The organism is Rhodococcus sp. 008, from assembly GCF_001682295.1.
Classification (GTDB): domain Bacteria; phylum Actinomycetota; class Actinomycetes; order Mycobacteriales; family Mycobacteriaceae; genus Rhodococcus_F; species Rhodococcus_F qingshengii.
In genome coordinates this window covers 22,782-49,614 of sequence record NZ_CP015204.1, presented here as the reverse complement: position 1 = coordinate 49,614, position 26,833 = coordinate 22,782, and the positions used below count along the sequence as shown (strand labels likewise).

Genomic DNA, 26,833 nt, shown 5'->3' with positions numbered 1-26,833 from the left:
GGTGTATGCTTTTTTCTCTGATAGGAGGCAATTTCTGTGACCGACCCCCGCGCCAGTGACGAGGACCTCACCGCGAAGGCCCGCATTCGCAACGCCGCGCTCGACCTCTACGCCGAGCGCGGCGAGGATCGCGTCTCGATGCGCGCCGTCGCCGCCGCCGCCGGGGTCGCCGTGGGATTGGTGCAGCACCACTTCAAGACCAAGGACGGGCTACGCGTCGCCGTCGAGCAACTGGTCGTCGACTATTACGCTCTGGCGATCGCCTCTGTGCCGGACGAGGGCGCCCCAGCGCAGGTCGCCGCCGCTCGAGACGAGGCGGTGCGGCACATGCTCGCGACGCATCCGACGGTGGTGAACTACATCCGGCGCGCTGTGCTCGATCCGCAGGGAAAGAGCGAGTTACTCGAGCGGCTGACCGACCTGAGTCGCAGAGAGATCTCCAAACTCCGCTATTCGGGCAAGACCTCGACACGGCGATCCGAGTCCTCACAGGTCATCGGGCTGATGGTTCGTCAGCTGGGGCAGCTGCTCATGCAGCCGATGATCGATGACATGTGTGACTTCCTCGACCGGACGGGCGTGCCGCACAGCGACAAACTGACGCTCTCCGTGACCGTAATCTAGCGGTAGTTTGTTGGGTCAGGTCGGAGGTAGAGGTGCAGGCCGTGGCCTGTTTCGCGGCTCAGGAGAGACTTCCGCCGACATGCGTCGTCAGGTCCTGAGCGGTCATCCGCCACCCTTCGACTCGCGCTACTCGTCGTCGTCGGCGTCCGGGTCGCGCAGCGGTCGGTGAACTCCGCTGGGGTCGGGCAGGTGGAAGCTGTAGTGCCCGTCGATGCCGATGTGGGCGCGCACGAACGCCGACAATCGCTCGACATCGGTGTCGAGCACCGGGTATCCGCCGGCTCGCAGCGCGGCGAGGGCGCGGTTCTCGTAGACGGTGTTCCACACGACGACGCAATTGAGCACCAATCCCAGCGCCGAGAGCTGGTCTTCCATGCCCTCGTAGTAGGCGCGGGTCATCTCGCCCTTGCGGCCGTGATAGATCGTGCGCGCCAGGTCGTGACGACCCTCGACGAGATTGGACTGGGCCTTGCCCTCGCGCCGGTAAGGTTCGTCGTCGGCCAGGCGCAGGATGTGCAGGGTCTTGAAGATCCGCCCGAAATGGGCGATGGCCTGGCCCAACGCGGTCGGCTGCCCGTCGCGGGAGATCATCCTGGTGACCTCGTGCGCCGACACCTCACCGGAGTGGATCGACACCGCGATCCGGCACATGTCCTCCCAGTGCGCGGCGATCTTGGCGGTGTCGATCACCCCGCGCGCCGCCTTGTCCAGCGGCCCGTAGTCGGCTCGGGCGTCGATGCGCCACAACCGCTGATCGGGCAGGTTCGCCAGCTGCGGCCGGTACTGGCGGCCGATCAGATGCAGCAGTCCGAACACGATGTCGGAATACGACCCGGTGTCGGTGATGATGACCTCCGGAATCCGCCCGCCGTGCTGGGACACGATCACGTCGATGGTGTGCAGCGAATCGCGAGGTGTTCCGCGCAGCACCTTGCCTGCCAGCCCGGCGGACTGGTCGTTGAGCATGTTCAACCAGGTGATGCCCAGTTTCCGGCCGAAGTACTTCGGGTTCGGGCGGGCGTTATGGGTGCGCACGGGCACCACGAACCGCATCCCGTCCACCGAGGCGACCAGCCCGCCGCCCCACGCTTGGGCCAGGGGGATGTCGGCCTGGGCGTCGACCAGCACGGCGTTGGCCGCCTCGATGGTCTCGGCCCGCACGTAGCACTGGTCGACGTGCAGCAGCCGATCCCTGGTCAGGGCGTCGACACCAGGCGTTGTCACCGGTTTGAACCCGACGTTCATCGCATAGGAACAGAGCACGGCCGCCACCGACAAGCCGAGGTCGGCGACGCGGGCCTCGTTGCCCGAGGTGTGGGTGAACGCCTCGGTGAAACCGGGATGCCAGCTCATCACCTCCGTGACCAGTTCCGGCAGGTCCACACGCGGGATCATCGCCTCCACCCGGCGGCGCAGGTCGACCAGCGACGCGGGCTCGGCCTTGGCGTCCAGCGCGGCGACGTGCAGTTTGCCGTCGGCGTCGATGCTGGCTGGGGTGTCCTCGCCCAGCCGTGCGGCCAACTCCCGATAAGCGGTCTCCAACGCCGTCGCGTGATCGGTCAGCAGCTGCGTCGGCGCGGCGGGCAGGCCCAGCGCGTTCATGCCGGCGTCACGCGCAGCCTCCCAGGCTTCGCCTGCCAGCAGGTGCGCCCGCGGGTCGCGCCACCGCGACGAACGCACCGCGAAGATGCTGCGGTGCTTGAGGTGTCGGTGGAACTGTTCCAACACGCAGATCGTGTAGGAGTTCCGGTCGACGGTGCCCTCCGGTCGGCCCGGCGTGTAGATCAAGCGCTTCCACGCGCCGACGATCAAGTCGTGGTCGACCTTGCGGGCGTCCAGCAGGTTTGCCGGGATCTTGCCCGACGACCTGGATGTCAGCAGCTCGGCGAGGGTCTTCATTGCCGCCAGGACGGCGGCGCCGTCACTGGTCGCGCCGAACTCGATCGTGTCCATCAGCATCGACAGGAACGGGCGGACCGTGGCGAACTTGCCGGCCAACTCGATCAACCGCTGCCCATCCAGCTCCGCGTCGTCGGCGGGCACCAGCTCGTCGACCGCCTGGACCGCGTGCCGCAACTCGGCCCGGGTGACGGTCTTCTCGATCATGTCCAACACCACGCCCAGCCCGACGTCCTGGTTGACCTCGACCATCTCCAGCAGCACCTTCACCGCTGCCGCGAGCTTGCCTGCGTTGCGTGACACCCTCGGATAGCGACGCAGCTTCTCCTCGCGAGACTCCCGCTCGGCCTTGGACAGAAGCTTCGTCGTCATCAACATGTCGAAGGTCTCCAACACGTCGTCGACCGCCCGCGCGCTCAACACAACGACCGTCGCGGCCAGCACCGCCAAGCGCTGCTCACGCGTGGGCAGCCGCCGCAGCGCGGCGGCCTTGCTCGCCAACCCGTAGGTCGCCAACCCCGTCAACCGACGCGGCGGGATCGCCCTCACGTCGATGCTGTCCACCCCGACCGCTTGCAGGTCGACAACCCTGCGCAGCGCCGCGAGCATCCCCTTCGACGACGCCTTGAACACGCCCTTGCGCAGCCGCTCCAGCTCGCTGACCTTCTGCCCGCCCTCCGCAGGAACCTCCAGCAGCCGCAACAAGGCAGACGCGGACTCCGAGGTCAGCTGCTCGCCGAGCTGGCGCCACAACCGGGCGTCCGCCGCGTTGCGGCCGTCGCCGATCAGCCGCTCCAACGTGGTGATCCCCGGCAGCAGCGCCTGACGCTTCCGCAGCCATGTCACTGCGTCGCCGAAGATCGCCTTCGGTCCGTCGCCGGTCATCCACGCCTGGTCGACGATCCACGACGTGAGCTCCGACTCCATCTCGCCGAACGGCTTGAGTCCGTACACCTGCTGGATTTCCCAGGCGTGTTCGAGCTTGGTCTTCTCCCGATCGGTGTACCGCTTCACCATCGACGGATCGGAGATCTCCAACTGCTCGGCCAGATACTCGATCAACGCGGGCGGGACATCCAGCGGATCAGCCAGGAACATTCCCAGGTGACGCACCGTCACCACCTGCACCGCGAACCCCAGACGGTTGTAGTCGCGCCGCCGCGCAGCGATCAGCCGCCGGTCCTCGTCATCCAAGTAGCAGTAACGCTCCAGCTCCTGCCGAGACAACGCACCGAACCGGCCATAGCCGCCCTCATCAGTCACGACGACATGAAATCACCTACAGCGCAAGGTCGCTCGGCGATTGCCCCTTAGCGCCGGATTTCGTCAATCTGCTCCCCGACCCCCACGACGAAACCGCCTGGTGGGTCGACATCAAGGATTGGGCGCGACCCTGCCACGGTTCCGCAGTGCCCAAGTGGGAGTACCAGGCGCACTTCCCCGGAATCTTCACCGTCGACTGGGTCGGCTGGATCTACGCCCAATGGATCGTGTGACCCGCACCGATCACTGACACACCCGGAACACACAAGACACCGGGCAGCGACAATCTGCCCGGTGTCTTGGGTCCGAATCTTAGAAGAGAGATCACCATGACCGCAACGCACACCACCGCCGAACCGATCACCGGCGAAACCTACCTGCGGATGCTTCCCGACGCGATCGACATCGGCCGCAACGCCCGCATCTCGAACATCTTGCCGCTCGACCCCGAATTCCTCGAGTCCGTCCGCACGCACGGCGTCATCACCCCGGTCACGGCCACCCGACTCGCTGACGGTGCGATCGTCCTGCGCGACGGCCAGCGCCGCACGTTGGCAGCCCGCGAGGTCGGCCTCGCCTCGATGCCGGTCCTGGTCCGCGACGACACCACAGACGACGAGAAGACCCGCGAATTCGAGCGGATCGCTCACCAGGTGGTCGCGAACGTGTCCGAAGAACTCACCGAAGGCGACAAGGCTGCCGCGATCGTGGACATGCTCGACCTCGGGTTTTCGGCGACGAAGGTCTCGGGTGCGCTCACAGTGGACCGCAAGGTGGTCAAGAAGGCAGCGGTCGCCGGACGATCCGAGTCCGGCCGCAAAGCCCTCGACGAGCAGCTCAGCCTCGATCAGGCCGTCGTGATCGCCGAGTTCGAGGCAGACGGAGACGAGGAGGCGGTCAGCGAACTACTGAGCATCGACCCGGACCGCTTCGACTACGCAGCGTCGGTTCGCCGGATACAAACCGACGAGCGCAAGGCCCGCGAAGCCGTCGAAGCCGAGTACACCCGGCAAGGGTTCATCGTGGTCACCGAACACATGCTCGACGAACTCGAGGACTGGGCATGGCACGTCGGCACCAAGCTCGTCGAGTCCGGGGAGCAGCCGAACATCGACGAGATCCGCGCCCGCGCCGAGCACTGGGGCGTCCTGCTCACCAGCACAGACGGATGGGCGCACACCGAAACCGGGGAACGCCTGCACCGAAACCAACTCGCCTGGAACACCCGGTGGCGCAGGGACGCGGTCGCCGAAACCGGAGAAGTCCACTTCAACGACGTCGAACAGCGCACGTTCTGGGAACCGCAATACGTGTGCCTGGACCTGGGCGCTGCCGGAGTGCAGATGCTCTACGACCCCAAGGAAGCAGCGGACGAAGAAGCCGAGCACGCCTCCAATGAGCGACGTAAGGTCCGCGAACTCAATCTGCGTGCCGAAGCCGCCGCCGTGGTCCGCAAGGAATTCCTGGGCAAGCTGGCCTGCGCCAAGACCCCACCGAAGGCAGCAGCCCGATACGTCGCGACCATCCACGCGGTCGACGCCTCACTGCTCTCGGAGTACCGGGCCGGGAACCTGATTCCGGAGCTGCTCAAGGTCGACTCACTGGGCCGCTCCAGCGCAGTGGCGGACCTGATCGCCAAGTCCAGCGAAGCGAGGGCGCAGGTCATCACGTTGACGATGGTCCTCGCAGCTCAGGAAGGCCGCATGGCCAAGGACTCGTGGCGCACACCGCGCGCGAACACCGGCCGCTACCTGGCGTTCCTCGCCGCACACGGATATCACCTGTCCCCGGTCGAGGAAGTCATGGCAGGAACCCGCGACATCGACACCGTCGACCTGGACTGATCGCCCGATCGAGGTCCCCGAACTCCCCGGTTCGGGGACCTCGGCGATCCAGCTGAGAACGCCGCAGCGACACGGAAATCACAGAATCCGATACGCGGAGGGATAGCCGAAAAGTCTTGTCGGACAACACGTACAGCTCGACCACGGAGCGCGTACAAACGCTCGCATCCGCACAAAAAACATCGCAAATAGTCTGAAATGCCTTGTGTCGCAACAGCTTTCGAGATAGAATGAAAGAAAGTTCCACTTACTTCATCAGGGGGATGACATGTCAGTGACCGTGTACACCAAGCCCGCGTGCGTTCAGTGCAATGCCACCTACCGCGCTCTCGACAAGGCCGGAGTCGAATACTCCGTCGTCGACATCACCGAAGACGCTCGAGCCCGCGAGCACGTCATGAGCTTGGGGTATCTGCAAGCGCCGGTCGTCGTCGCCGGAGACGACCACTGGGCAGGGTTCCGGCCCGACCGAATCAAGAATCTGGTGAAATGGGATGTATTGCAGCAGATGCAACATAACGTCAGTTCGAAAGACCTGTCTGAACTGGCTGTTTGACGCCGCAGGGGAGTTGTAAGTCCCGGATTTACGGACCCGGACCGTGCGCTTCGAGTGGATGTAACAATGTTGCATCTGATACAACATTAATGTGGTGAACGAGGCGCCGGGATCGGCACATCTGATACTCGCGGGGAATGTCGTCCATCTCGATCCGGCACCGGCGATGTCGGAAGCGATGATCGAGGGCTGGACGCGACAACAACGCAGCCGATTCCTCAAAGACCAGACCATTGCAGCGCGGATTCGGATGATTCGACGATTCGGTGAGTTCACGAATCTGTATCCGTGGCAGTGGACTCCAGCAGAAGCTGAGGCATGGATCAGTGATCTGCGATCCGGCGACCGGGCGCTCGCGTTGTCCACGATCCGGAGCTACGAAATCACGGTCAGACTGTTCTGCGAGTACCTCACCGACAACCGATACGGCTGGATGCAGGTGTGCGCCGACAGGTTCGGGTCAACACCCCAGTTGGTGTTCCACGAGGGCAACTCAGTGCTGCACATTGGGGACTACGAAGGCAGTCCGCGCCGGCGTCCGCTGACGTACGACGAGATCCAAGCCTTGTTCGATGCCGCTGACGGACGAGCCGAGAAGATTCGGGAGAATGGCCGCAAAGGCGCCCTCGCGGCGATGCGCGATTCCGCGATGCTCAAGTTCTGCTACGCCTTCGGGCTACGCCGCTCGGAGGTGTGCAATATCGACCTGGTAGATCTTCGGCGCAATTCCCAAGCCCCGCAGTATGGTTCGGCGGGTTCGGTCGCGGTTCGATTCGGTAAGGCGTCGCGCGGCGGGCCGACGAAACGCCGGACTGTGCTCACTGTTCCCGAATTCGATTGGATCGTCGACGTCCTCGAGCACTATCTGGCCGAAATCCGACCAGCGTTTGCGCCCGGCGCGCATCCGGCATTGTGGGTGACCGAACGCGCAGGTCGCATCTCCCCGCGATCGGTCAACGCCGCGCTTACTGCTGCCCGTGACGACGCGAATCTCGACCCGGTCCTGGACTTGCACTGCCTGCGACATTCCTACGTGACCCATCTGATCGAATTCGACTACCCGGTGCGCTTCGTCCAAGAACAGGTCGGGCACACGCATGCATCGACGACGTCGATCTACACCGGCGTCTCGAACGAGTACCGAAATCAACTGTTGACCCGCGCGATGCGAAACCGACACGGCGAACTGTGGAGCGAATCATGAACAAGAAAATGGGCTACGCCTGGCACTTGCGGCACAAGATGGCCGAACGCGACATCTTCCACACCTCGGACCTTGTCCCGTTACTCGCCGAACGCGGAATCGCGCTCTCCCGTGAGCAGGTCTACCGCCTGGTCACCTCACCTCCGCAACGATTGAGCATGGACACCCTGGTTGCGCTCTGCGACATACTCGAATGCACACCCAACGATCTCATCGAACCGAAAATCGTCAACGAAACGATCCGAAAAGCCGCAAGTGACCGCTCCGCGCCCACGCCGCTGCGACGCACCACGATCCGCCGGCCGCAGCACTGATCGATGCCACCACGAGGAACGCCGCCGAGCACACCACTCGACGAGATACGCGCACGGATGATCGCGGCGACCCAGTCCGTCGCGCCCGGAAAGATCACCGAAGATCATGCACGACAACTACTCCAGGACGCGGCGGCATGGCAACCCCGTGGGGTACGGACCTTGCACCGGTATCTGATGAGTCACCCCGGATGCTTGTCCTCACCGGATCCTCACGCCCCGATCACCGCTGTGCGCCTGGCGTACGGCTTGCACGCGGCCGGATGCCGCGTTGAACTTCCCGCGTGTGCGCGATGCGGTAAACGATGGCCCAGACTGATCCGCCTCGCTCCCGAAGGACGATGCTGCGAATGGTGCGTCACCAAAGCGAACACCGTGACCTGCGACCGCTGCGGCAAGACCGGATATCCGACTGCGGTGCGCCCCGATGGAAAGATCTGCCGCACCTGTTATCAACACGAACCACAACGCACCGAGAAATGCATCCGCTGCGGACGAGTCCGTGCCCCGTCCACGAGAGACGACTCGGGCGATCCGCTGTGCGGGACCTGCGCACGCCCCCAGCACATCTGTACGCAGTGCGGGCGGACAGCGATCGCCAAGAAGTTCAGCGACACGGGGCCACTCTGTGCGCGCTGCTACGAGCCGCCGCGGCGGCCATGCGGAGGATGCGGACGGATCGTGGCGATTGCACATCGACGTGGGGGAGAACACCCGGATCTGTGTAAACGGTGCCGACCCGAACGGACGCACCGCTGTGTGGTGTGCTCGCGAGTGCGACCTGCCAAGGCGATATGGCCGAAAGGGCCGGTGTGCCGGGCCTGCTACCGCCAGGCTCTCATTCACCCAGATCCGTGCGCCACGTGTTCACGCATCGGGGTCCTCACCGCAAATGACCTCACAGGCCGTGCGGTCTGCGGACCGTGCGCAGGCTCCTCGATCGACTATCGCTGCACGACGTGCGATCAGCCGGCCTACAGCACTACGCCGGAACCTGCTTACGGTGCTCGGTGCGGCGCCGGGCAGCAACACTGCTGGCGGACGAACACGGATACATCTGCTCCCAGATACTGCCGTTCATCGTGTACCTCGCCGCCGAGGAGCGACGTCCCGACTCGACTCTGCGATGGCTCGACCACCCGAAAACCATTGCACTGCTGCAACACATCGCACGAGTAGAGCACCCGATCGTGCATGCCGACCTCGACGCCCACCCCCCGTCCACTGCGTTGCACTACCTTCGTGCGGTCCTCGTCCACACGGATGTCCTCCCGCCTCGAATCGAGCCATTGGGCCGACTCGAACAATGGCTCCACCATCTGACGGGAACGCTGACCGCAGAACACGCGGCGCTGATCCGGCCGTACGCACAATGGAGTGTGCTGCGCCGTGCTCGCCGCCGCGCCGTCCGCCGCAGCTACACCGACTCCAGCGCGCAAAGTGACCGAGCCATCATCTGGGGAGCAGTTCACCTACTGGAATGGCTCGATGAGAACGACCTCGCGATAACCGATCTGAACCAGCACCAACTCGACCGCTGGACCTCCATCAACGGGCACCGAACCTACAGGATCACCGGTTTCGTCCTCTGGCTACGACAACGAGACATCATCGGTGACGCCGCCGTGTCGAGGAGGCAATCGGCATTCCCCACCGACGTCGCGGAAGCACACGAACACGCACGAAGAATCCGACGACTTCTCACCGACGCCACTATCGAACTGCCGCTGCGTGTCGCCGGACTTCTGGTGCTGCTGTACGGGATCCCTCTCACCCGAATCCTCGCACTCACCACCAGCGCCGTCGAGCAACAAGATGGTGAAACCAACATCATCTTCGCTCGCAACCCGGTCAGGCTGCCACCGACGGTCGCAACATTGGTCAATGAACTGGTAGAAACCGCCATCGTCCATCCTCTCGCTCCAAAGACAGGTTCGCCGTTCTTGTTTCCCAGCCGCACCGTGCCCGGGACGGCTCGTCATGCCCGCCCCGTGGGGGTCGCGATGACCGCACTCGATATCCCGGTCAGGATCAGCCGCAACTCCGCTCTCCGTATTCTCACCGAAGACCTACCAGCACCGGTCGTCGCCGACCTGCTCGGATTGCATATCCATTCAGTCAGCCGGTGGGCCGATTACGCTCGCCGCGACTGGGCGCACTACCTCAATGCCCGAACCAACGGGCCGAATCGAAGGTAACCGTCTACTTGTTGGAGGTTGAACGGCCGATTGGATTCGACGCCCAATCGGAGCCCGATATTCAGGATTGGACGAAGTTAACGTCGTCGTCGGTCAGATTCTTTGCAACTGCGTCGTGAACTGCAGTGTGCGCGGCGATGATCAGCAACTGTTCTGCCCTGGACGCTCCGACGTAGAGCACCCGTCGCGCTTCGCCCTGCTCGGAACAAGACCATTGCGTGACGCCATGCTCGTTGTCTGCCATCGATGGTGACGGTTTCGGAATCACCAGCACGACCCCCGGAGCCTGGAGGCCTTTGTATCCGTGAACTGTGGAGTGCGCGTAGTTGGCGGTTTTTGTGACTGTTGATCGTGTTGGCCACGCGTCGGACCTTGCTGGTATGCCATCGAGGTTCCAGCTCAACAGTTTTCGTGACGCCGTTTGTTCTTTCAGTGCCTCTTTGAAGGTGCCGGGGGTACCCAGGTACGGATTGTCAAGGGTCATTGCTAGGCGTAGGCACGATTCTCGAAAGGAACGTGCCGTCAACCCCCGGGGGCGCAAGTAGTCATCGATGTCACGGTCTTCGCTGAATCCGGCGAACTCCAAGACAATCATTTCGAGACGGCGGAGACCTTCTGCGCGTGCGCGGTTCGTGTTTGATGCGTCTTGAACTGTGTGGACAGCTGCGGCGAACCGGGCAAGTTTTCCATTGCCTGGCTTCGCTAGTGTCGATTCTCCAGCATGCGTCCGAGCGGTGCTTGTCCCATGGGCGAGAAAAACAACATTTTCCTTCAGATGCCCTGTCGCGTCGAGGATGTCGCCGATCTTCGCGTGAAGATCTACTGGCTTGTCGAATGCCACCAATTGCACTGGACTGACATCGGAGGCGTTCGTCCCGACTGGCACGTCACGGTCAGTTCCGAAACGTAGGCTATCGACTGCGCTGCAGATAGCGGGGGAACTTCGGAAGTTCCCATTCAGGCGTTGTCCTACCGCGACACCTTCCACGAGATCGTTGAGAGCTTCGGGGGATGAACCTCGAAATCCGTAAATCGCCTGGTCTCTGTCACCGACCATGACCAATCGGATACCGGCCGAGAGCAGGAATTTGAGGAGTTTCACATCCTCTGCTGAACAGTCTTGGACTTCGTCGACTATGACCTCGCAGAACCGAGCTGAGAGTAGATCGACAAGTGAGGACTGAACCTCAGGCAAGTCTAGGTATAAGGCCATCACCAAACGAGCGGCAGCGGAATCGAAGATGCCGCGCCTGGTGTAGCTCGCCCAACGCTGACCTGCCCTGTCTTCGAGCTTTTCCCGGTGCGGCGGGGTGAGCTTCTCGACTATCGCCTTTTTGTCCCATGGTGCCCGATCCAATACGGCGGAGCCATCGATCGTGAATGTGAACCAATCGAGTGGAGCCTGCAGCCGAACACCCTTCGCCGAGACCAGCGTATTGGTGACGTGAGCCCAGGAACTAGAAAACTGTGGTCTGATTCCCCGGCGCTGGAGGAAGACCGGTCCGACAATGAATCGATTGATGAAGGCGTCGATGGTTCCGACAAAGTTCGGTGAATGCAACAGCTCCGGTTTACCCGCGCATCGGGAGATAGCCTCGTCGACTGCGGCGTTAGCGAAGGACAGCAATGCGATACCTAGGCGAGGAACGATCGCGGGGCGCTCGACAAACCGCTGGACAATTGCTTGGGTCTTGCCGGCCCCTGGACACGCAGAGACATAGGTGGAGGACGTTGCCTCGATGAGCGCGCGTTGAGCGTCGGTGAAGGTGATGGCCTCCCTCACTGCGAATCGATTCCTGTCGTGATCGTGATTGCTGCCCTCAAATAGTCCGGGCATGTAAACGAAGATCCGTCTGCAATCGATTGAGCGAGGTCATGAGCGAACTGCCCTTTGCTTATGAGCTTCTTGTTCCATTGCAAGCGCTTGTGGAACTCGGCCGCGGGATCGGCACTCATGACGATTTCCGTCCACCTGTGTGCCGATTTCGGATGTTGTGCAACGTAGGCCTTGCCAAGCACTTCATGGTTGTCGGAACCCTCTACCAGCAGATCTGCTTCCAACGTGTGCGGCGCCTCGGCCACATGCAATACATCGTCAGCGTCTAACTGCCGCCCCAAAGCCTCCAGAGTCAATGCCCGGTTGTACGAGGGTCCCAAGTCGTCGTCGCTCGCATCAGATTCGGCTACATCATTGGAATCATTGGAGGTACTGCTCGACGATGCTTTCGAAGGCTTCTTTTGCACTGGTGGGTCCCCATCGGTGATGACGATCAACAGATCTGCAAGACGATGCTCGCCGACCTTGCTCAGAAGGAGCTTGATGTAGGGAGCAAAGTCAACGGAGCCCACGCTGATGATCGATGCTCCGCGGAACATCCGGCGGCTTTTCCGCGCCTGATCTGAGTTATCACCGAACACGGAGTGGTAGGCGAGGGCGGGAACGAGCACTGCTTCCGCGATCCCCTCGACCAGTATTATGCGGCGAGCAAAGAGAAGCTCGCTTCGAGTCACATCGAGGTATTGATCGATCTTCCTACGTTCGCTAGGACTCAGGTCGAGTTCCCTCAAGGGGAGCGCCACCGTCGCACTGACCGCGACGGTCCTCCCGTCATCTATGCGCTCGTCTGTGCTCGATCGCAGCACGACAACATTTTTCGTCCCGACGGCGCTGGCTAAGTTGGGTGAGTGAGTTGTGGCGATTACCTGGATCCGGCCAGCCGGACGGTTGCTGTCGTCACGAGCTGATTGCTCGGCTTGGTCGCGAAGGAAGTCCAACAACACGGCCTGCAGTTGAGGGTGAAGATGCGCCTCCGGTTCTTCTACCAAGAACAATGTCAACTCGGATTCTTGTGCGTTCTGCAGTTCCAAAATGACGGTGGCAAGGAACAAGAGGTTTGTGTAGCCGAGACCTGACGCTGCTAGATCTGCAAGATCTACGTCCACATCGGCCATTTTGAGCCGGAGACTGCGAGCCAGCCTCCGAAGTTCGGGCGCATCGAATCCGATGCCCATCGATTGCTCCCGTGCGGGATCCGTTAGCGGAGTTAGATGATGCTGAATCCGATTCTGGATAGTGGTGATCGCGGGATGGATCCTCAGTTCGTCCAGGCCAGCTTTTGCGGTTTCGACGAAGCTCTCCTGCTCTTCCGATGTGAGGAGGTGACTCATTATCAGCGCGAGGCGGTTCCCTGAGGCGGAATCGAGTTCCCGTTGAGCATCACGTAAAGGAGCGAGGTAGACGTGATTGATCTGGTCGCGTTTCTCCGGCTCAGGATCGGGGCCCGGGACGTGACCGGTGAGATATTCGATCCGGCCACGATGAGCGCTTCCGCTATCGGGCTCAAACCGTGTCGTGTACGTCGCCGTGCCGTTCGACAAATCAAGTGCACCGATGAACTGAGCTTTTTGGTATCTGCTCAGTCCGCTGAATCTCGTAGTAACAGTGATCGGACCGGAGTGATTTCGCGCCAGGTCGTCAGTCTCGAAGTATCGGCTCCGCCGACCACTCAAAGGAACTGTCGCGAGGCGTAGAGCTTCGATGACATTCGATTTTCCGGCATTGTTCTCTCCGACCAGCAAAGTGATGGAGGGGCCGAACGGGATGGTCACGTCGTAGCACGAGCGGAATCCTTCGATGTGGCATTGGCTCAAGTGCATTGTTTCCGCAACCACCTTTGCTCCCGTTCACTGTTAACTTCACGATTCCATGCTCCTGACGTCACTCAACCAGGAAGGTCCGACAAAAGCGGTTTTCGGGAATCGTCGGGTCGCCCCAACGCTTGCCGGTGATGATTTGAAAGACTCATCCCACCCGGACATCGAGTTCGGGTGTATCTCCTAAGATTTTCCAGGCTGGCACTCGAACGGAGCGATGTTTCCCGTGACGCGGATCTTCGACAACATCCATCAGAAACTGGGCTCTCACCTGCAGGAGACATTGCGGGTATCGGAGCGGATGGATGTCGCTGTCGGGTACTTCAACCTGCGAGGTTGGTCCGTATTCGACTCTCTGGTCGAAGATAAAGCGGAGCAGGGAAAGCCCGTGCCGGTCGTGCGGATCCTGATCGGCATGGTCATGACCGGGCCGCAGGAAACAGCGCTCGAGGAACTGCAAGCTGCGGTCGAAGGCACCGAAGTGCTCGATGCAGACTTCATTGTCGGTCGTGAACGCAAAGCACAACTCCTCGAACAACTGCGCACCCAGCTCATGCGAGGACTGCCCACCAATGCGGATCGTGCGGCGCTCCAGTCACTTCGAGATCTCCTCGAATCCAAAGCTGTCGAGATCAAGGTCTTCACCCGCCGGCCGCTCCACGGCAAGGCATACATTTTCCACCGGGAAGACCTGAACAATCCGATCACAGGATTCGTCGGATCCTCGAACCTCACCGCTCCCGGTTTGACTCATAACTATGAACTCAACGTCGACGTCATCGACACGAATGCCGCGGAGGCGTTGGCGGAGTGGTTCGAGGACCGATGGACCGACAAGTTTAGTCGCGAAGTCACCGCGGATCTGTTGACGATGTTGGACGAATCATGGGCCCGCAAAGAGCCGCGCCGACCGTACGAGGTGTTCCTCAAAGTCTGTTACGACCTCTCCCGCGACGTCCGCGAAGGGTTGGCCGAGTACTCGGTGCCTGCCGAGGTCAGCTCTCAGCTCCTCGAATACCAGTCCACCGCAGTCAGAACATTGGCGCGGCGGATCATGACCAAGCAAGGAACGATGCTCGGCGACGTCGTCGGTTTGGGTAAAACCCTGACCGCGATCGCCGTGGCGCTGATGCTGCGGGACGAACACGGTTACATGCCGTTGGTGGTGTGCCCGAAAAACCTGGTCAAGATGTGGGAAGAGCATTTCGAGGCATACAACCTGTACGGGCGCGTCGTGCCGTACAGCATGGCCCATACGATCCTTCCGGATCTACGCCGGTACGCATTCGTGATCGTCGACGAGTCCCACACGCTGCGCAATGACGAACGCCGCGACTACAAAGCGATCCAGGAATACATTCACGCCAACGACAGCAAAACGCTTCTGCTGACCGCGACCCCGTACAACATCCGATTCCGGGACGTCGCCAACCAGCTTTCGCTCTACATCGACGACGACGATGACCTCGGTATCTCCCCGACCAACGCCATGGCCGCCGACCCCAGACTCATCGACAAAGTCGACGGCAAGATCACCACAATGGCAGCATTCCGTAAATCAGAGGACCCGGACGACTGGAAACGCCTGATGAGTGAGCATCTGGTGCGCCGCACCCGAACCTTCATCAAGAACAACTACTCCGAAACCGATGAGGACGGTCGCCAGTACCTCGAATTCTCCAACGGGACACGGTTCACGTTCCCGGAGCGCATCCCTAAACCCGTCAATCATTCGTTCGGGCCGAACGACCCGGCGGCGATCATGTCGAGCGATACCACCCTCGACACCCTCACCAACCTGGTCCTGCCTCGTTACGAGCTCGGAAAATACCTGAAGGAGACGGCGAAGCTGACGGATGAGGAGAAGGAATTCGTCGACAACCTCAACCGCGGCCGCGGCAATGTCGCCGGCTTCGTCCGCACCACGTTCTACAAGAGGCTGTCCTCCTGCGGGCACTCGTTCACTCTGTCGCTGCAACGGCACATCGCCCGCAACGAATTGTTCGGCTACGCGATCGACAACGGACTCCGTATCCCGACGGGAACGATCGTCGATACCAGCCTCACCGATGACGACGACCCCACCGCCTCCGATCTCGATACCGCCGAGAGTCTGACCGACGATCCCGGTCGCCGCTACGAGGCGCTTGTCGCATCCAATCCTGCTGCCGTGACATGGATTCGGCCGGAGCTGTTCACCACGGAACTGCGTAACGCCCTCGACCGCGACACCACCGTATTGCATGCCCTGCTGAAGTCGTACGGCGGGTGGGAAGTAGCGACCGACTCCAAACTCGACGCCCTCATCAAACTGCTGACCGCCGATCACCCCGCCGGCAAAGTGCTCGTATTCACCGAATACAAGGACACCGCCAACTACATTGCCGCAGCGCTGCGGGAAGCCGGCATCAGCGGAGTCGGATTGGCGACCGGAGACAGCGACGACCCCACTGCCCTCGCACACCTTTTCTCCCCACGCTCGAACGCACTACCCGGGCACGACAGTGTCGACATCGACAACGAACTACGCGTCCTGATCGCCACCGACGTCCTCAGCGAAGGCCAGAACCTGCAGGACGCGCACATCGTCGTCAACTACGACCTGCCCTGGGCGATTATCCGTCTAATTCAGCGAGCCGGCCGTGTCGACCGCGTCGGCCAGCAATCCGACGAGGTCTTGCTGTACTCGTTCTTCCACGAATCCGTCGACAACGTCATCTCACTACGCCAACGCATCAGCGATCGGCTCAGCGCCAACGCCGAAGCATTCGGATCCGACGAACAATTCTTCGGTAGCGAAGGCGAAGTACAAGCCATCGCGGACTTGTACAACGGAACACTCGACGACCAAGACTCCGCCGACGACGTCGACGCATCCAGCTTGGCCTATCAGCTCTGGCACCAAGCCCAGGAAAAGGACCCTCAACTCGCGGCCCGTATCGCAGCCCTGCCGGACATGATCGACGCCACCCGCGCAAAACGGTTGAGCGACAAAGACGAAGGCGTGATCTGCTACGTGCGTACTGAGTCCGGAATGGACGGCTTCGGTATCGCCACCTCCGACGGTGACACCCGACTGCTCACCGGACATGAGGTCCTGCGTGCCTTCGAAGCAACACCCGAAGAGCTCGGCCTCGAGCACCGAGAAGACCACGACGAACTGATCGAAAAGCTGGTCCGTGGTCCGCTGGCAACGCCCACGGTTGCTGCCGGGCGCCTACGCGGAGTCCGACGCACTCTGTGGCGTCGACTCGGCGAGACCTTGCATTCGCACGACAACGACACCGAGAAAGCACTCGACGAATTGTTCCAACACCCGCTCCAACGTGATGCCGAAAACCGGCTCAAACGCTCCGTCCGGAACGGCGCCAGCGACGACGACCTCACCACCATGATCAGGACCTTGCACCGCGATCAGCGACTGGTTATCGCCACCCGAACAGGTAAGGACCCGATCCGGGTCGTCAGCAGCATGGGAGTCACTTCATGACCGAACACCGACTACTCGACCTCGTCGACTCCCGAGACTTCCGGACCCTGTTCATCGACGAACTGGGATGGGGCAACCCGGATCACCCAGACTTGAAGCTGGAGGTGGATGATCGCAAATACGTTTTCAAACAGGTCGCAGGCTACATGGGACTTCGTATCTGGCACTGCCCTGTGCTGCCACCCCGCAAAGTTCAGCGCGTCCTCGATGAGCTTGTCGGTAAGGACAGTCACGAGCGCCTGATCATCTTCACCGACGAACAGCACCAGGACTGGCGTTGGCCACGTCGCTCCCAGCTCGGCAGCACCAATGCCAAACTCCTTGCCCACGAGTACATAGTCGGGGACCGCAGCACACACCTCTCACAGCGCCTACAGGCAATCGAACTTGACTTCGACGAGGAACTTCACCTTGTCGAATTGCTCAACCGGATGCGCGATGCTTTTGACAAAGAAGCCGAAACGGCCTCGGTACAGGCTGCTCGTCTCATGAGCGCTCTTTACGGAGAGCTCGAAGCATCCGGTATTGAGGACCACGATGCAACGCTCCTGTTGGCTCGGCTGTTATTCCTATTTTTCGGCGACGATGCCGAAATGAAGGGATGGGAAACAGGTCTGTTCCAGAGCTTTATCCGTGATCGCACCACCGAAAATACCCTCCATAACGATCTTCAGGCGCTTTTCCATGTTCTTCGCACATCGCCGAACACTAGGAAACTCCCGGTAGGTAGCCCATTCGATCGATTCCGTTACATCAATGGAGGGCTCTACGAAGAATCTATAAATATTTCTCCGCTCACATCCGCGTTCCGTAATTATCTTCTCGAAGCCTGCGAATTCGACTGGACCATAATTTCTCCAGCCGTGTTTGGTTCGATGTTCCAGACAGTAAAGAGTAAAGAGGCTCGACGCCACGGTGGGGAGCATTACACCACGGAAGAGAATATTCTCAAGACGATCCGTCCATTATTCCTCGACGAGTACACAGAGCGGCTAGAAGATGCATGGGACGACAAGGCCAAATTGACCAAGCTGCACAACGAGTTGGGCCGTCTCCTGTTCCTAGACCCAGCTTGCGGTTGCGGAAATTTTCTTATTGTCGCATATCGTGAACTTCGAGCTCTTGAGCTTGAGATTCTTAAACGTCGACGTGATCTGGATATTATTGACAATACTGACATTAAAATCTCAGGTGTTGATCGTGCGCAACTTAGTTTCGATGTAACAGGAGATATAAAGGTCACGCTCGACCATTTCTTCGGAATTGAGATAGAAGAGTGGCCAGCTAGAATTGCTGAAACTGCAATGCTCCTGGTCGATCATCTTGCCAATCAACGGATGGCGCAAGAATTTGGTTACGCCCCCGATCGCCTCCCTATCAAGATCGCGCCCACGATCCACCATGCCAACGCTTTGCGTCTGGATTGGAATGACGTGGTGGAAGCTAGCGATGATGTGGTGATTCTCGGAAATCCGCCTTTTGTGGGAGGGCGAACAAAAGATGATGAGCAGAAATATGATATGCAGGAAATTTGGGGAGGGCAGTATATTGGTGATCTGGACTACGTAACTTGTTGGTACGTGAAGGCAGTCAAATATTACGGGAAACTCCGTGGTCGATGGGCTTTCGTGTCCACTAATTCAATTTGCCAAGGAATACCAGTGCCCAATCTGTGGCGTCCGATCCTGGAGGAAGGTTGGAGATGTCGGTTCGCTCATAGATCGTTCCAATGGGAGACTGAAGCACCGGGTGGTGCTGCTGTGCATGTCTCCATAGTCGGTTTTGATCGATCTAAAACGTCCCCGAAGCCGGTGTTATGGACGTATCCAGAAGGGGGTCGAGGTGAGGGGCTAGGTACTAGTGTTAGCCGAATAAATCCGTACTTGATCGAAGGCCCAAATCTCCTTGTCGAGTCACGTCTCCGTCCGTTTAATTCCAAATTTGAACAAGTGAACTATGCAAATAAACCCTCCGATGGGGGGAATCTTGTAGTCACAGAAGAAGAATATGAAGAGATAGTTCAGGATCCTATTGCGGCGAAGTACTTGCGGAAATTTATTGGCGCAAAAGAGCTTCTTCATGATCTGGACCGATGGTGTTTGTGGATTGACGATAACGATGATCTTGAAGATCTAAATCGAAGTCCAATTTTGGCTGAAAGAATGGCTGGAGTTAAAGACATGCGAAACGCTAGCAAAGCGGCGTCAACGCGAGCAAAGGCAGGCACTCCATATAAGTTTGGTCAGATTCAGCAACCTAGTACAGATTACCTAGCCATTCCCAAGACGGTTAGCACTCTTCGTAGATTTCTGCCTGTAGCTTATCTATCTCCTGACATTATTGCAAGTGATAAAGTTTACACCGTTCCTGACCCTGATGGATTCTTGCTTGGAGTATTTTCATCCACAATGTTTATTGTATGGATGAAAACGATTGGCGGCCGGCTGAAATCTGATGTGAGCTTTTCTAACAAACTGACATACAATACTTTCCCGATGCCGATTATTACCAGTTCTCAAAGGCAGAGTATTACCGACGCGGCGTCTCTTATTGTTGGAGCGCGTAAAGCGCATCGAGGTTTATCGCTGGCGAGAATGTATGATCCACTGGCAATGCCGAGTGATCTGTTGGCGGCCCATGATGAAGTGGACCGCGTAATTGATAAAATATTTGGTCGTGTGGATGTGAGAGATGAAGCTGATCGCCAAAAAGTTCTATTCCGCAACTATGCAATTCTTACGAAGCAAGAATTTCTATTGTAGTCCAATTTTTGATGCTCGGCTATTGATGCGCTTATCGGTGGGTCCAACATCTTGAAGGTCTAGTCCTTCTGGCCAGGATGGGCTCGTGGGGCGGGTGGGTCTGACCCGCGCGACTCGTCTGATGCCACCGAATCCTACGTCGCCATTGCCAAGGGTCTTTCCGGGATGCAGAGTGTGCCGTTGAGAAATCTTCACCACAGCAGGCACTCTTGGATCGGTTTGCTTTGGATGCACTCTTTGTCGGAAATGGATCTTGGTCTCAATAGGTCAACGCATCACCGACGATAACGGATCAACCCCAGAAGATCGGATCCCCACCGCTTTCGATGTGATCGAGCAAATCCTGAACATGAGGGCTCGGATCCAAGAACTGGTAGCGGTGAAATTTGAGGTGCCGATCCCGCCAATACAAAGTCCACAACCCCGTTTTCTTCGTGTAAGACAGGCGGGCGATCGGGAATCGCGTCCACTCCGGGCCGAAGTCCTCACGCCACGGCGGCCGGCATTCGCAGATCGTGACATGGCGCGGCGCGATGTCGCATTCGACCCGAATCTCATGACGCAGACGATCGGGAACCCGACTGGCGCAATACTTCACGATCCGGGCGACATCGAGTTCGGGAAGTCCGGTAGCAGCCATGACCATCATCATGCCAACCGCCGTTATGGCCAGCTTTGCTATCCGACTGCGGAGGAACCGAGCACCTGGTCTTCTCGTTGTCGTGGACTGTCCCAGGCGAGCACCCGACGAGGCCGATCGTTGAGTCTCGCCGCGATCGAATTCAGGTCCTCCTGACTGAAAGTGCGCAGGTCAGCGTTCTTGCGCAGGTACTGCCGCAGCAACCCGTTCGTATTTTCGTTCGTCCCTCGTTGCCACGGATGATGCGGCGCGCAAAAGTAGACGGGCAGGTCGAGTACTGCGGTGATGCGCTCGTGCGCGGCCATTTCCAGTCCCCGATCCCACGTCAACGACCGACGCAGATGCGCAGGCAACCGGCCCAGATAGGCGATCAAGGCGTCCGCAACCGTCTCGGCCCGGTATCCGTCCGGCAATGCCACCACATGGGTGACGCGTGATTGTCGGTCCACCAGCGTCGCGACCGCTGACGGGCGGGTGCCGAACACGAGATCGCCTTCGAGGTGTCCGGGCTCGCTACGATCGCCGGCCGCAGAGCTGCGGTGATCGATGGAGACTCTGTTCCGTATCTGTCCGCGCCCGTGGGAGCGCTTCTTCCCACGAGGCCGGCGGATCCGCCGATCAGTACGCAGTTCGTGAAATTTTGTATCGTCGAATACTTGCCGCGACGGTATGTAGAGGCAACGGTAAATCGTCTCGTGCGAAACCCACATCTGCGGATCGGACGGGTACTCGCGCCGGAGCCAGGCGGAGATCTGCTGCGGTGACCACTGCTCACTCAGCTTCCCTGTGACAATCTCCCGCAGAAAATTCCTGGTAGAGAGGGTCGAGATTTGAGGGCGGCGTGCGCGGACATACGCTGCGGCATCCGCCGGGGTCGCCCGATAGTGTTCGCGGCCGCCGTTGCGGGCGATCTCCCGTGCGATCGTGGACGGGGATCTTCCGAGTTTGTCGGCGATCGTCCGAGCGCTGTCACCGGCGGCGATCCCACGGGAAATCTCTTCACGCTCCCCGGCCGTGAGATGCGATGCTCGCCGACGACGTGGGAGCGGCCGGATACCGCCGGATTTACGCAGGAACCGGCCGATCTGAGGGACACTCTCCCCGAGGACCCGCCCGGTCGCACTCAGCGAATCACCGCGACGCCACATCTCCCAGATCGTGTTCTCTTGATCCATAGTGAACCCGAGCGCCTTGTTGCCCATCCATGCCTCCACGATCACGCATCATCTCACCAGTAGTGATGCGTTGACGTGTTGAGACCAAGATCGTTTTTCGACAACTTCCTGAAGTCGTCGTACGCCCAGCTCATGCCTGTCTGAAACTCGTGTCGTAAAACTATGTCGAATAACCCTGCGTCTGGGTATTATCGACAGATGTTGTTCGGTTACGCACGAGTCTCCAGCGCAGATCAGAATCCAGCTCACCAAGTCGACGCGTTGGCGTTGGCGGGCGTCGAGGTCGAGAACATTCATGTCGATCACGCCGGCGGCGCGAAGGCGTCACGGCCACAGTTGGATGCTGTTCTGCAGCGAATGCGCGACGGTGACACGCTGGTGATCACCCGCCTCGACAGGTTGGGTCGGTCGGTTCTGCATCTGATTACGCTCGGTGCCGATCTGCGTGGTCGGGGGATCGGGTTGAAAGTCCTCGAGCAGGGAATCGACACATCGACCGCGGAAGGTCGGGCGATGTTCGAGATGCTGTCGGTACTCGCGGAACTTCAGCGTGAGCTGATTGTGGCGAACACTCGCGACGGCTTGGCCGCTGCGCGGGCGCGCGGCAGAAAGGGCGGGCGTCCGCCGAAGCTCACCGACGATCAAATCGCACTTGCTCAGCGGCTGTACGACGCCGGCGAGAACACGGTCGCGCAGATTGCGGCGATGTTGAACGTGCCCCGCACGACCGTGTATGGCCATCTCAACAAGAACAAGTCGACTGGGATCTCCACAGCGCATCCTCCCGGGGACGTTCCTGTGAATTCTGTTGTGCCCGTGCGAGTGCCACGCACCTGCCCGACGTGTGGTTACGAGCCGAGTACGCGAGCGGAAGCCGCTCATCAACGCGGCGACCTGGCCGTTGCATGGCTCCATCCGGATGTCGACGATTCGAATGCGGTCGTCATCCGTTCGCACTGTCGCCATTGCGAACCCGAGCCACCCGCTTTCGACGTCGCGTGCGCCGTATGCGGTGACGGTCCAATTCTTGCCGACACCTTCGCGCACGCCGCGACGGTCGATGGTCTCCCGGTTCCTGTTCAACGGTGGCTGACTGCCAGTGGGTGGAATTTGACGCCCACCCTCCTGTGCCCGGACCACCGATGAGAGGCGGCGATATGGATTCATCAGTGAAAACCCAAGCGGACCTGCGTAAACGAATAGTGCACGGTTGGAATACCGACACTCCGCCAGTCGAGCGAACAGTGTCCGCCGCCGAGCGGATGGAGGATGCATCGTGAGCGCCGCACTGCACTCCGTCTCGGGTATCACGAACCGCCAGCCCGGCGCAGACGTCGATGCCGTCGAGAAGAAACTGCGAGCCATGCTCGCGGCCCTCGATGATTCCCTCGCAGGGATCAGTGACGCTCGCGAAGCGCTCCGAGGTCTGTACTCGGGTCCCGCCGCATCGGATGCCGTCGAAACGTTCCTCGCGGGCGAAGCCGCGACCGAGGACATCACCACACACCTCGCCGACGCTGCCCGCAGTCTGCGCGCAGCCCTGGCAGTCATTCGCAGTCAGCAGCAGTTGACGACACCGCGACTCTGACATGGCCGATACCGGCCACCGAGCCACGAAGGTTGGAACAGTGACGCAGCCACCGGATGTACCCGAGGTGATCGACCTCGCAGGCCCCGATGCCGAGATCGACGACTACAGCATCGCGATGGACGTCGAAGCGCAGTTGTTGTGCTCGTTGCTCTGGGCGCCGGCCGATCGTGCCGCGGGCGCTACCGCAGCTCTGACACGCGCCGACTTCTACCGGCCCGTCCTCGCCGAACTCTTCACCGTCATCGCGGACCTCGTGACCGCAGGCAAACCGCACAACGGTGCCTACGTTCTCAGCACCCTGCAACAGGCAGGACGGACAGGCGGACAACGCGGCAAACAACTCACCACACTGCTGACGCACATCACCACCATCGGCATCCCCTCAGGCGAACTCGAACACTACGTCGGCGCAGTGCTCACCCAGGCGTACCGCCGAGGGTTCCGCGCCGCCGCTCAATCACTGGCCCAAGCCGCCGACGAACTGCCCGAAGATCAACTGTTCGAGCACCTGCTCAGCATCGGCCGCGAACGCCGCACCGCATACGAGCGACTCAACACCATCCGCGAAGGCCAACTGTGAACGACTCAGACAAACGCGACCACGCGAACACCAAGCCAGGAGTGATCCGACACAGCATCCTCGGTGTCATCGCACTCGCCGTCGCCGCCCTGGACTTCACCATCGGCACCAAACACGTGATCACCGCAGGCATCATCGCCCTCACCGTGTCCGTGTACAGCTTCACCAGAGCCGCCAGGCTCCGGACATCCACCACAAAGAGAGACCGACCAGGACGACCGAAAAAGACACCAGCAAACCCGGTTGGAAAGCGCACACCGTCGTCGCACTGATCAGCGCCGCAGTAGGCATCGTCTTCCTCACCGGAGGAGCAACCATTTCCATCATCGCCGGAACAAGCCTTCTCGGACTCGGGATCTACCACTTCGTCGTAGCCCTGCGCCTCCGCCGAGAACTCAACACACCGACCGACGAGAAAGGGCGACCATGAGCGACGACGAACACGACGACGAACACGATGCCTGGCAACTGCACCACCACGGAGCCAGCTGGGAAGACATCGGCACCGACATGGGATGCAGCCCCAGCACAGCGCAAACCCTCGCCGCCGCCTACGAGAAACGCACCGACAGCGCCGCAGCACAGACACAAAACACCCTGTTCTGACCCGACGAAGCTAGCAGCGCACTTTTCCCCGCTCGACCACTAGGAACCGCATTCCGAATCGCCTCGCGTGGCCGACATCGCGCGGATGGCTTCGTGAGTCAGTCGTCGACGCTCTCTTCCAACAGCGTGCGGAAACTGGCAGCCAGTCGAACAACTGTGTTCCCGTTGTCATGGTCGACCAAGCACACGCTTCCGTCCGCAGCGATCCAGATCGGATTCCCGGATCCGTCGTCAGCGAACACCACCCCGTCGATGAGGGCACCGTATGCGTCACGCGCCCCAATGGTCAGCTCGATGCATGTCTCACGACGGATAAGTTCGGCGTTGTCCCATGCGTGCACTGACACGCCCACGAAGCATCCACCCCAACGTCCCACGAACTCGGTGAAGTCTTTGTCCGGGACGATGTCGAGCGCATGCAATCGCGCGTGAAGCTCGTCTGCCGGAATCGGACGACCGGGACCGTACAAGTCCACGGTCCGCTCGATGCGAGCGACCAACCCGTTTCCGAGAGCCATATCGGAAACTTACTACCGGCGCAGGACACTAGAAGCAAAGGCTCTCGCCGAAGTGCGTGCGACTCCCTCAACGAACACAGTTCATGACAAGTCGCCGCGCTCACGAGTTGACCGACTCCGGTCTCAGTGAATGGCCGGCAGAACAACGTCAGTCCGTCGAGACCGGCGTGCGTATGACGGCGCGCACACGCTGGGCGCGACTCGGATGGGTGGGCGTCGGAATCCACATCCAACGCGTTCCGAATCGTGTCAGCAATGCAACGACCTTTTCCGGAGAGGTGTGCACCGCTGCGAAACGGTCGGCAAAGAACTCTCCCTTCCAATCGAAGAACGGAGAGAACATCACTTGCAGCATCACACCGACCACGATGGACGCAACGGCGGTATACACCTGATCCGCATTGGCCGTGAGCGCCGCATGAATGATGACGGCGAGGCCAATCAACACGCCGATCGCGAACGGTGTGTTGCAAACGATTTGTGAGCGACGCATTGTTGCGTCGAGTGTCGGGTCGGCCCAATGGCCCATCTCATGGGCGGCCAACGCCTCGATCATGCTGTCGTCGAAAGCTGGGTCACCCAGATCGCCGACGATGCCGATCTGAATCTCGTTCTTGCCTGCTACGAACCGTCCGTGTGCGGAGAGCTTGTCGACGTATCGAATGCTGGGGGCCGGCCGTTGCGCCGGGACATCGCGGGCGATTCTTTCGATCGTTGCGGTGCACAAATCTTTGCGCCGTTGAAGTTCCGCATCATCCATCGGAGTTTCGGTCTCTCGTCGAAGTCAGAAGAGCGTCGGTTCGTCCGACGCCAGGAGTGCCAAGTCGACCGCGCGTTGATTCCAACCGCCGCGCACAGCCTCACGTAGTGCACGCGATCGGGCGGCGCGAGCTGCTTTGTCCGCGCCGTACCACTGAAAACTAGGACGACCGCCGCCGCGCCCTTTGGCACCCATCGTCGCGAGGTTCTCCGCTTGCGTCCCCGCGACAACGTGGGGACGACCTAACGCATCCGAGGCGCGAACACAGATCGGGTTGTCGCACACTTCGTGAAGAGCGTTGACATCCTCAGTCAGCGGCCGGCCGAGTTCGAGTGCGAGCGCATATCGGTGTGGCCGGACGACTCGTTGGCGACCGTTACGAGATATCCAAAAGCGTCCGTATCCGTCGTCTGCGATCGCGCCGGTCCAGATCCAGCATGACGGTCCTGGACCCTTGACGACGTATCGGTTGAACCGTTCGAGTTCGCGTCGACGAGACGGGTCGACGCTCAACGGTTCACGCATTACGAACTGCGGTCAAGACGCCGCAGAAATCGGTTCGGCAGAACCTAACGTTTCCGGAGTCGACGATTCGACGATCACAGCGGACTTTTTGTCTTCCGACTTTTCACCCTTCTTCGGATCGGATTCCTTCAGTTCTGCACGCGCAGACTTCAAGAGTCGATTGACCTCCGAGGGGCTCAGCTCCGTCATGGTCGCGATCGAGGAAACCGTCTCGCCGCGTTCCTTCAATGCCAGGACTGCGCGCTGGCGATCGGACTCTGCTTCACGAATTTTGTCGGCGCTCTCACGGCGAAGTTTCTCGATCTTGAGAGTGAGATCGTCACTGATCGTGGAGATCGACTGATCTGCTTGAAAGAAGCTGATCAGATCATCTTCGTTGAGCTTGACTCGCTTCTGCTCTTCCGCGAGACGAGCTGCGCTCGCATTGCGTGCGCGGTCACGAGCACTGACAGCGGACTTCTTCGAGGTAGCCATATCGCAAGACTACTGCGCGATTCAACGCATTGCCAGAAATGAACCAAAAACCAACCCATCAGTCTGCATTTTTCTCCACAGACGCCGGTACGAAACTCATTCACGAGTCTCAATGCCCAACCTCCTTATTTCAAAGATTCACAACCATCACACCTC

At 60.2% G+C, this 26,833-nt stretch carries 22 protein-coding genes; 13 read left to right on the top strand and 9 right to left on the bottom strand.

What is annotated here, in order from left to right:
• The first annotated feature begins 36 nt into the window (after window positions 1-36).
• Window positions 37-624 carry a TetR/AcrR family transcriptional regulator gene (locus AOT96_RS33890; RefSeq protein ID WP_011331219.1) on the top strand — a complete coding sequence of 196 codons (588 nt, stop codon included), beginning with the start codon at window positions 37-39 and terminating at the stop codon, window positions 622-624.
• Between the two features lie 126 nt (window positions 625-750).
• Here the strand turns inward: AOT96_RS33890 and AOT96_RS33885 are convergent, their stop codons facing one another.
• Window positions 751-3,786 carry a Tn3 family transposase gene (locus AOT96_RS33885; protein ID WP_011331220.1) on the bottom strand — a complete coding sequence of 1,012 codons (3,036 nt, stop codon included), beginning with the start codon at window positions 3,784-3,786 and terminating at the stop codon, window positions 751-753.
• Window positions 3,787-4,115: 329 nt separating this feature from the next.
• On the opposite strand from AOT96_RS33885, the gene AOT96_RS33880 reads away from it, so the two are divergent.
• The 5 genes from AOT96_RS33880 to AOT96_RS33860 all read left to right on the top strand — a co-directional run bounded on the left by AOT96_RS33880 (window position 4,116) and on the right by AOT96_RS33860 (window position 9,902).
• Window positions 4,116-5,630, top strand: a complete 1,515-nt coding sequence (locus AOT96_RS33880) for a ParB/RepB/Spo0J family partition protein (protein ID WP_065353038.1) — start codon at window positions 4,116-4,118, stop codon at window positions 5,628-5,630.
• A 268-nt stretch (window positions 5,631-5,898) separates the two neighbouring features.
• Window positions 5,899-6,186, top strand: a complete 288-nt coding sequence (nrdH, locus tag AOT96_RS33875) for a glutaredoxin-like protein NrdH (protein WP_065353037.1) — start codon at window positions 5,899-5,901, stop codon at window positions 6,184-6,186.
• 124 nt (window positions 6,187-6,310) lie between these two features.
• The gene (locus AOT96_RS33870; RefSeq protein WP_065353045.1) at window positions 6,311-7,390 is read left to right on the top strand and encodes a tyrosine-type recombinase/integrase; all 1,080 of its coding nucleotides are present in this window, start codon (window positions 6,311-6,313) and stop codon (window positions 7,388-7,390) included.
• Window positions 7,387-7,704, top strand: a complete 318-nt coding sequence (locus tag AOT96_RS33865) for a helix-turn-helix domain-containing protein (protein WP_065353036.1) — start codon at window positions 7,387-7,389, stop codon at window positions 7,702-7,704. The genes AOT96_RS33870 and AOT96_RS33865 overlap by 4 nt, the downstream gene beginning before the upstream one ends.
• Window positions 7,705-8,714: 1,010 nt before the next feature.
• Complete coding sequence (locus AOT96_RS33860; RefSeq protein WP_156779023.1) at window positions 8,715-9,902, top strand: hypothetical protein; 1,188 nt, start codon at window positions 8,715-8,717, stop codon at window positions 9,900-9,902.
• Window positions 9,903-9,963: 61 nt separating this feature from the next.
• Here the strand turns inward: AOT96_RS33860 and AOT96_RS33855 are convergent, their stop codons facing one another.
• On the bottom strand, window positions 9,964-11,685 hold the full coding sequence (locus AOT96_RS33855; protein WP_065353034.1) for an ATP-dependent helicase: 1,722 nt from the start codon (window positions 11,683-11,685) through the stop codon (window positions 9,964-9,966).
• A complete protein-coding gene (locus AOT96_RS33850) occupies window positions 11,682-13,574 on the bottom strand; it encodes an ATP-dependent nuclease (protein ID WP_230587731.1) in 1,893 nt (630 codons plus the stop codon). Before AOT96_RS33850 ends, AOT96_RS33855 begins: the two co-directional genes overlap by 4 nt.
• Window positions 13,575-13,773: 199 nt before the next feature.
• On the opposite strand from AOT96_RS33850, the gene AOT96_RS33845 reads away from it, so the two are divergent.
• Entirely contained in the window at window positions 13,774-17,046 is a 3,273-nt protein-coding gene (locus tag AOT96_RS33845; protein ID WP_030538064.1) for a helicase-related protein, read from the top strand.
• Window positions 17,043-19,808, top strand: coding sequence for a class I SAM-dependent DNA methyltransferase (locus AOT96_RS33840; RefSeq protein ID WP_037127444.1), 2,766 nt, complete (start codon window positions 17,043-17,045; stop codon window positions 19,806-19,808). Before AOT96_RS33845 ends, AOT96_RS33840 begins: the two co-directional genes overlap by 4 nt.
• 292 nt (window positions 19,809-20,100) lie before the next feature.
• Here the strand turns inward: AOT96_RS33840 and AOT96_RS33835 are convergent, their stop codons facing one another.
• Together AOT96_RS33835 and AOT96_RS33830 are read right to left on the bottom strand one after the other, a co-directional pair.
• Window positions 20,101-20,448 (bottom strand): DUF3024 domain-containing protein, encoded by a 348-nt coding sequence (locus tag AOT96_RS33835; protein ID WP_065353044.1) that lies wholly within the window; start codon window positions 20,446-20,448, stop codon window positions 20,101-20,103.
• Between the two features lie 38 nt (window positions 20,449-20,486).
• Complete coding sequence (locus AOT96_RS33830; protein WP_065353033.1) at window positions 20,487-21,650, bottom strand: IS30 family transposase; 1,164 nt, start codon at window positions 21,648-21,650, stop codon at window positions 20,487-20,489.
• A 171-nt stretch (window positions 21,651-21,821) separates the two neighbouring features.
• On the opposite strand from AOT96_RS33830, the gene AOT96_RS33825 reads away from it, so the two are divergent.
• The 5 genes from AOT96_RS33825 (at window position 21,822) to AOT96_RS33805 (ending at window position 24,400) form a co-directional block, all read left to right on the top strand.
• The gene (locus AOT96_RS33825; RefSeq protein ID WP_065353032.1) at window positions 21,822-22,769 is read left to right on the top strand and encodes a recombinase family protein; all 948 of its coding nucleotides are present in this window, start codon (window positions 21,822-21,824) and stop codon (window positions 22,767-22,769) included.
• Window positions 22,770-22,899: 130 nt separating this feature from the next.
• Complete coding sequence (locus AOT96_RS33820; protein ID WP_051720898.1) at window positions 22,900-23,211, top strand: hypothetical protein; 312 nt, start codon at window positions 22,900-22,902, stop codon at window positions 23,209-23,211.
• A 40-nt stretch (window positions 23,212-23,251) separates the two neighbouring features.
• A complete protein-coding gene (locus AOT96_RS33815) occupies window positions 23,252-23,794 on the top strand; it encodes a DnaB-like helicase N-terminal domain-containing protein (RefSeq protein WP_030537235.1) in 543 nt (180 codons plus the stop codon).
• On the top strand, window positions 23,791-24,066 hold the full coding sequence (locus AOT96_RS33810; RefSeq protein ID WP_037126921.1) for a hypothetical protein: 276 nt from the start codon (window positions 23,791-23,793) through the stop codon (window positions 24,064-24,066). The genes AOT96_RS33815 and AOT96_RS33810 overlap by 4 nt, the downstream gene beginning before the upstream one ends.
• 154 nt (window positions 24,067-24,220) lie before the next feature.
• Window positions 24,221-24,400, top strand: a complete 180-nt coding sequence (locus tag AOT96_RS33805; RefSeq protein ID WP_030537237.1) for a hypothetical protein — start codon at window positions 24,221-24,223, stop codon at window positions 24,398-24,400.
• A gap of 98 nt (window positions 24,401-24,498) precedes the next feature.
• On the opposite strand, the gene AOT96_RS33800 is transcribed toward AOT96_RS33805, so the two are convergent.
• The 4 genes from AOT96_RS33800 to AOT96_RS33785 form a co-directional block, all read right to left on the bottom strand.
• Complete coding sequence (locus AOT96_RS33800; protein WP_030537238.1) at window positions 24,499-24,918, bottom strand: SMI1/KNR4 family protein; 420 nt, start codon at window positions 24,916-24,918, stop codon at window positions 24,499-24,501.
• A 148-nt stretch (window positions 24,919-25,066) separates the two neighbouring features.
• Entirely contained in the window at window positions 25,067-25,678 is a 612-nt protein-coding gene (locus AOT96_RS33795; protein ID WP_030537239.1) for a M48 family metalloprotease, read from the bottom strand.
• Between the two features lie 24 nt (window positions 25,679-25,702).
• Window positions 25,703-26,203 carry a hypothetical protein gene (locus AOT96_RS33790; RefSeq protein ID WP_030537240.1) on the bottom strand — a complete coding sequence of 167 codons (501 nt, stop codon included), beginning with the start codon at window positions 26,201-26,203 and terminating at the stop codon, window positions 25,703-25,705.
• Window positions 26,204-26,215: 12 nt separating this feature from the next.
• A complete protein-coding gene (locus AOT96_RS33785) occupies window positions 26,216-26,677 on the bottom strand; it encodes a hypothetical protein (RefSeq protein WP_030537241.1) in 462 nt (153 codons plus the stop codon).
• Window positions 26,678-26,833 lie beyond the last annotated feature (156 nt).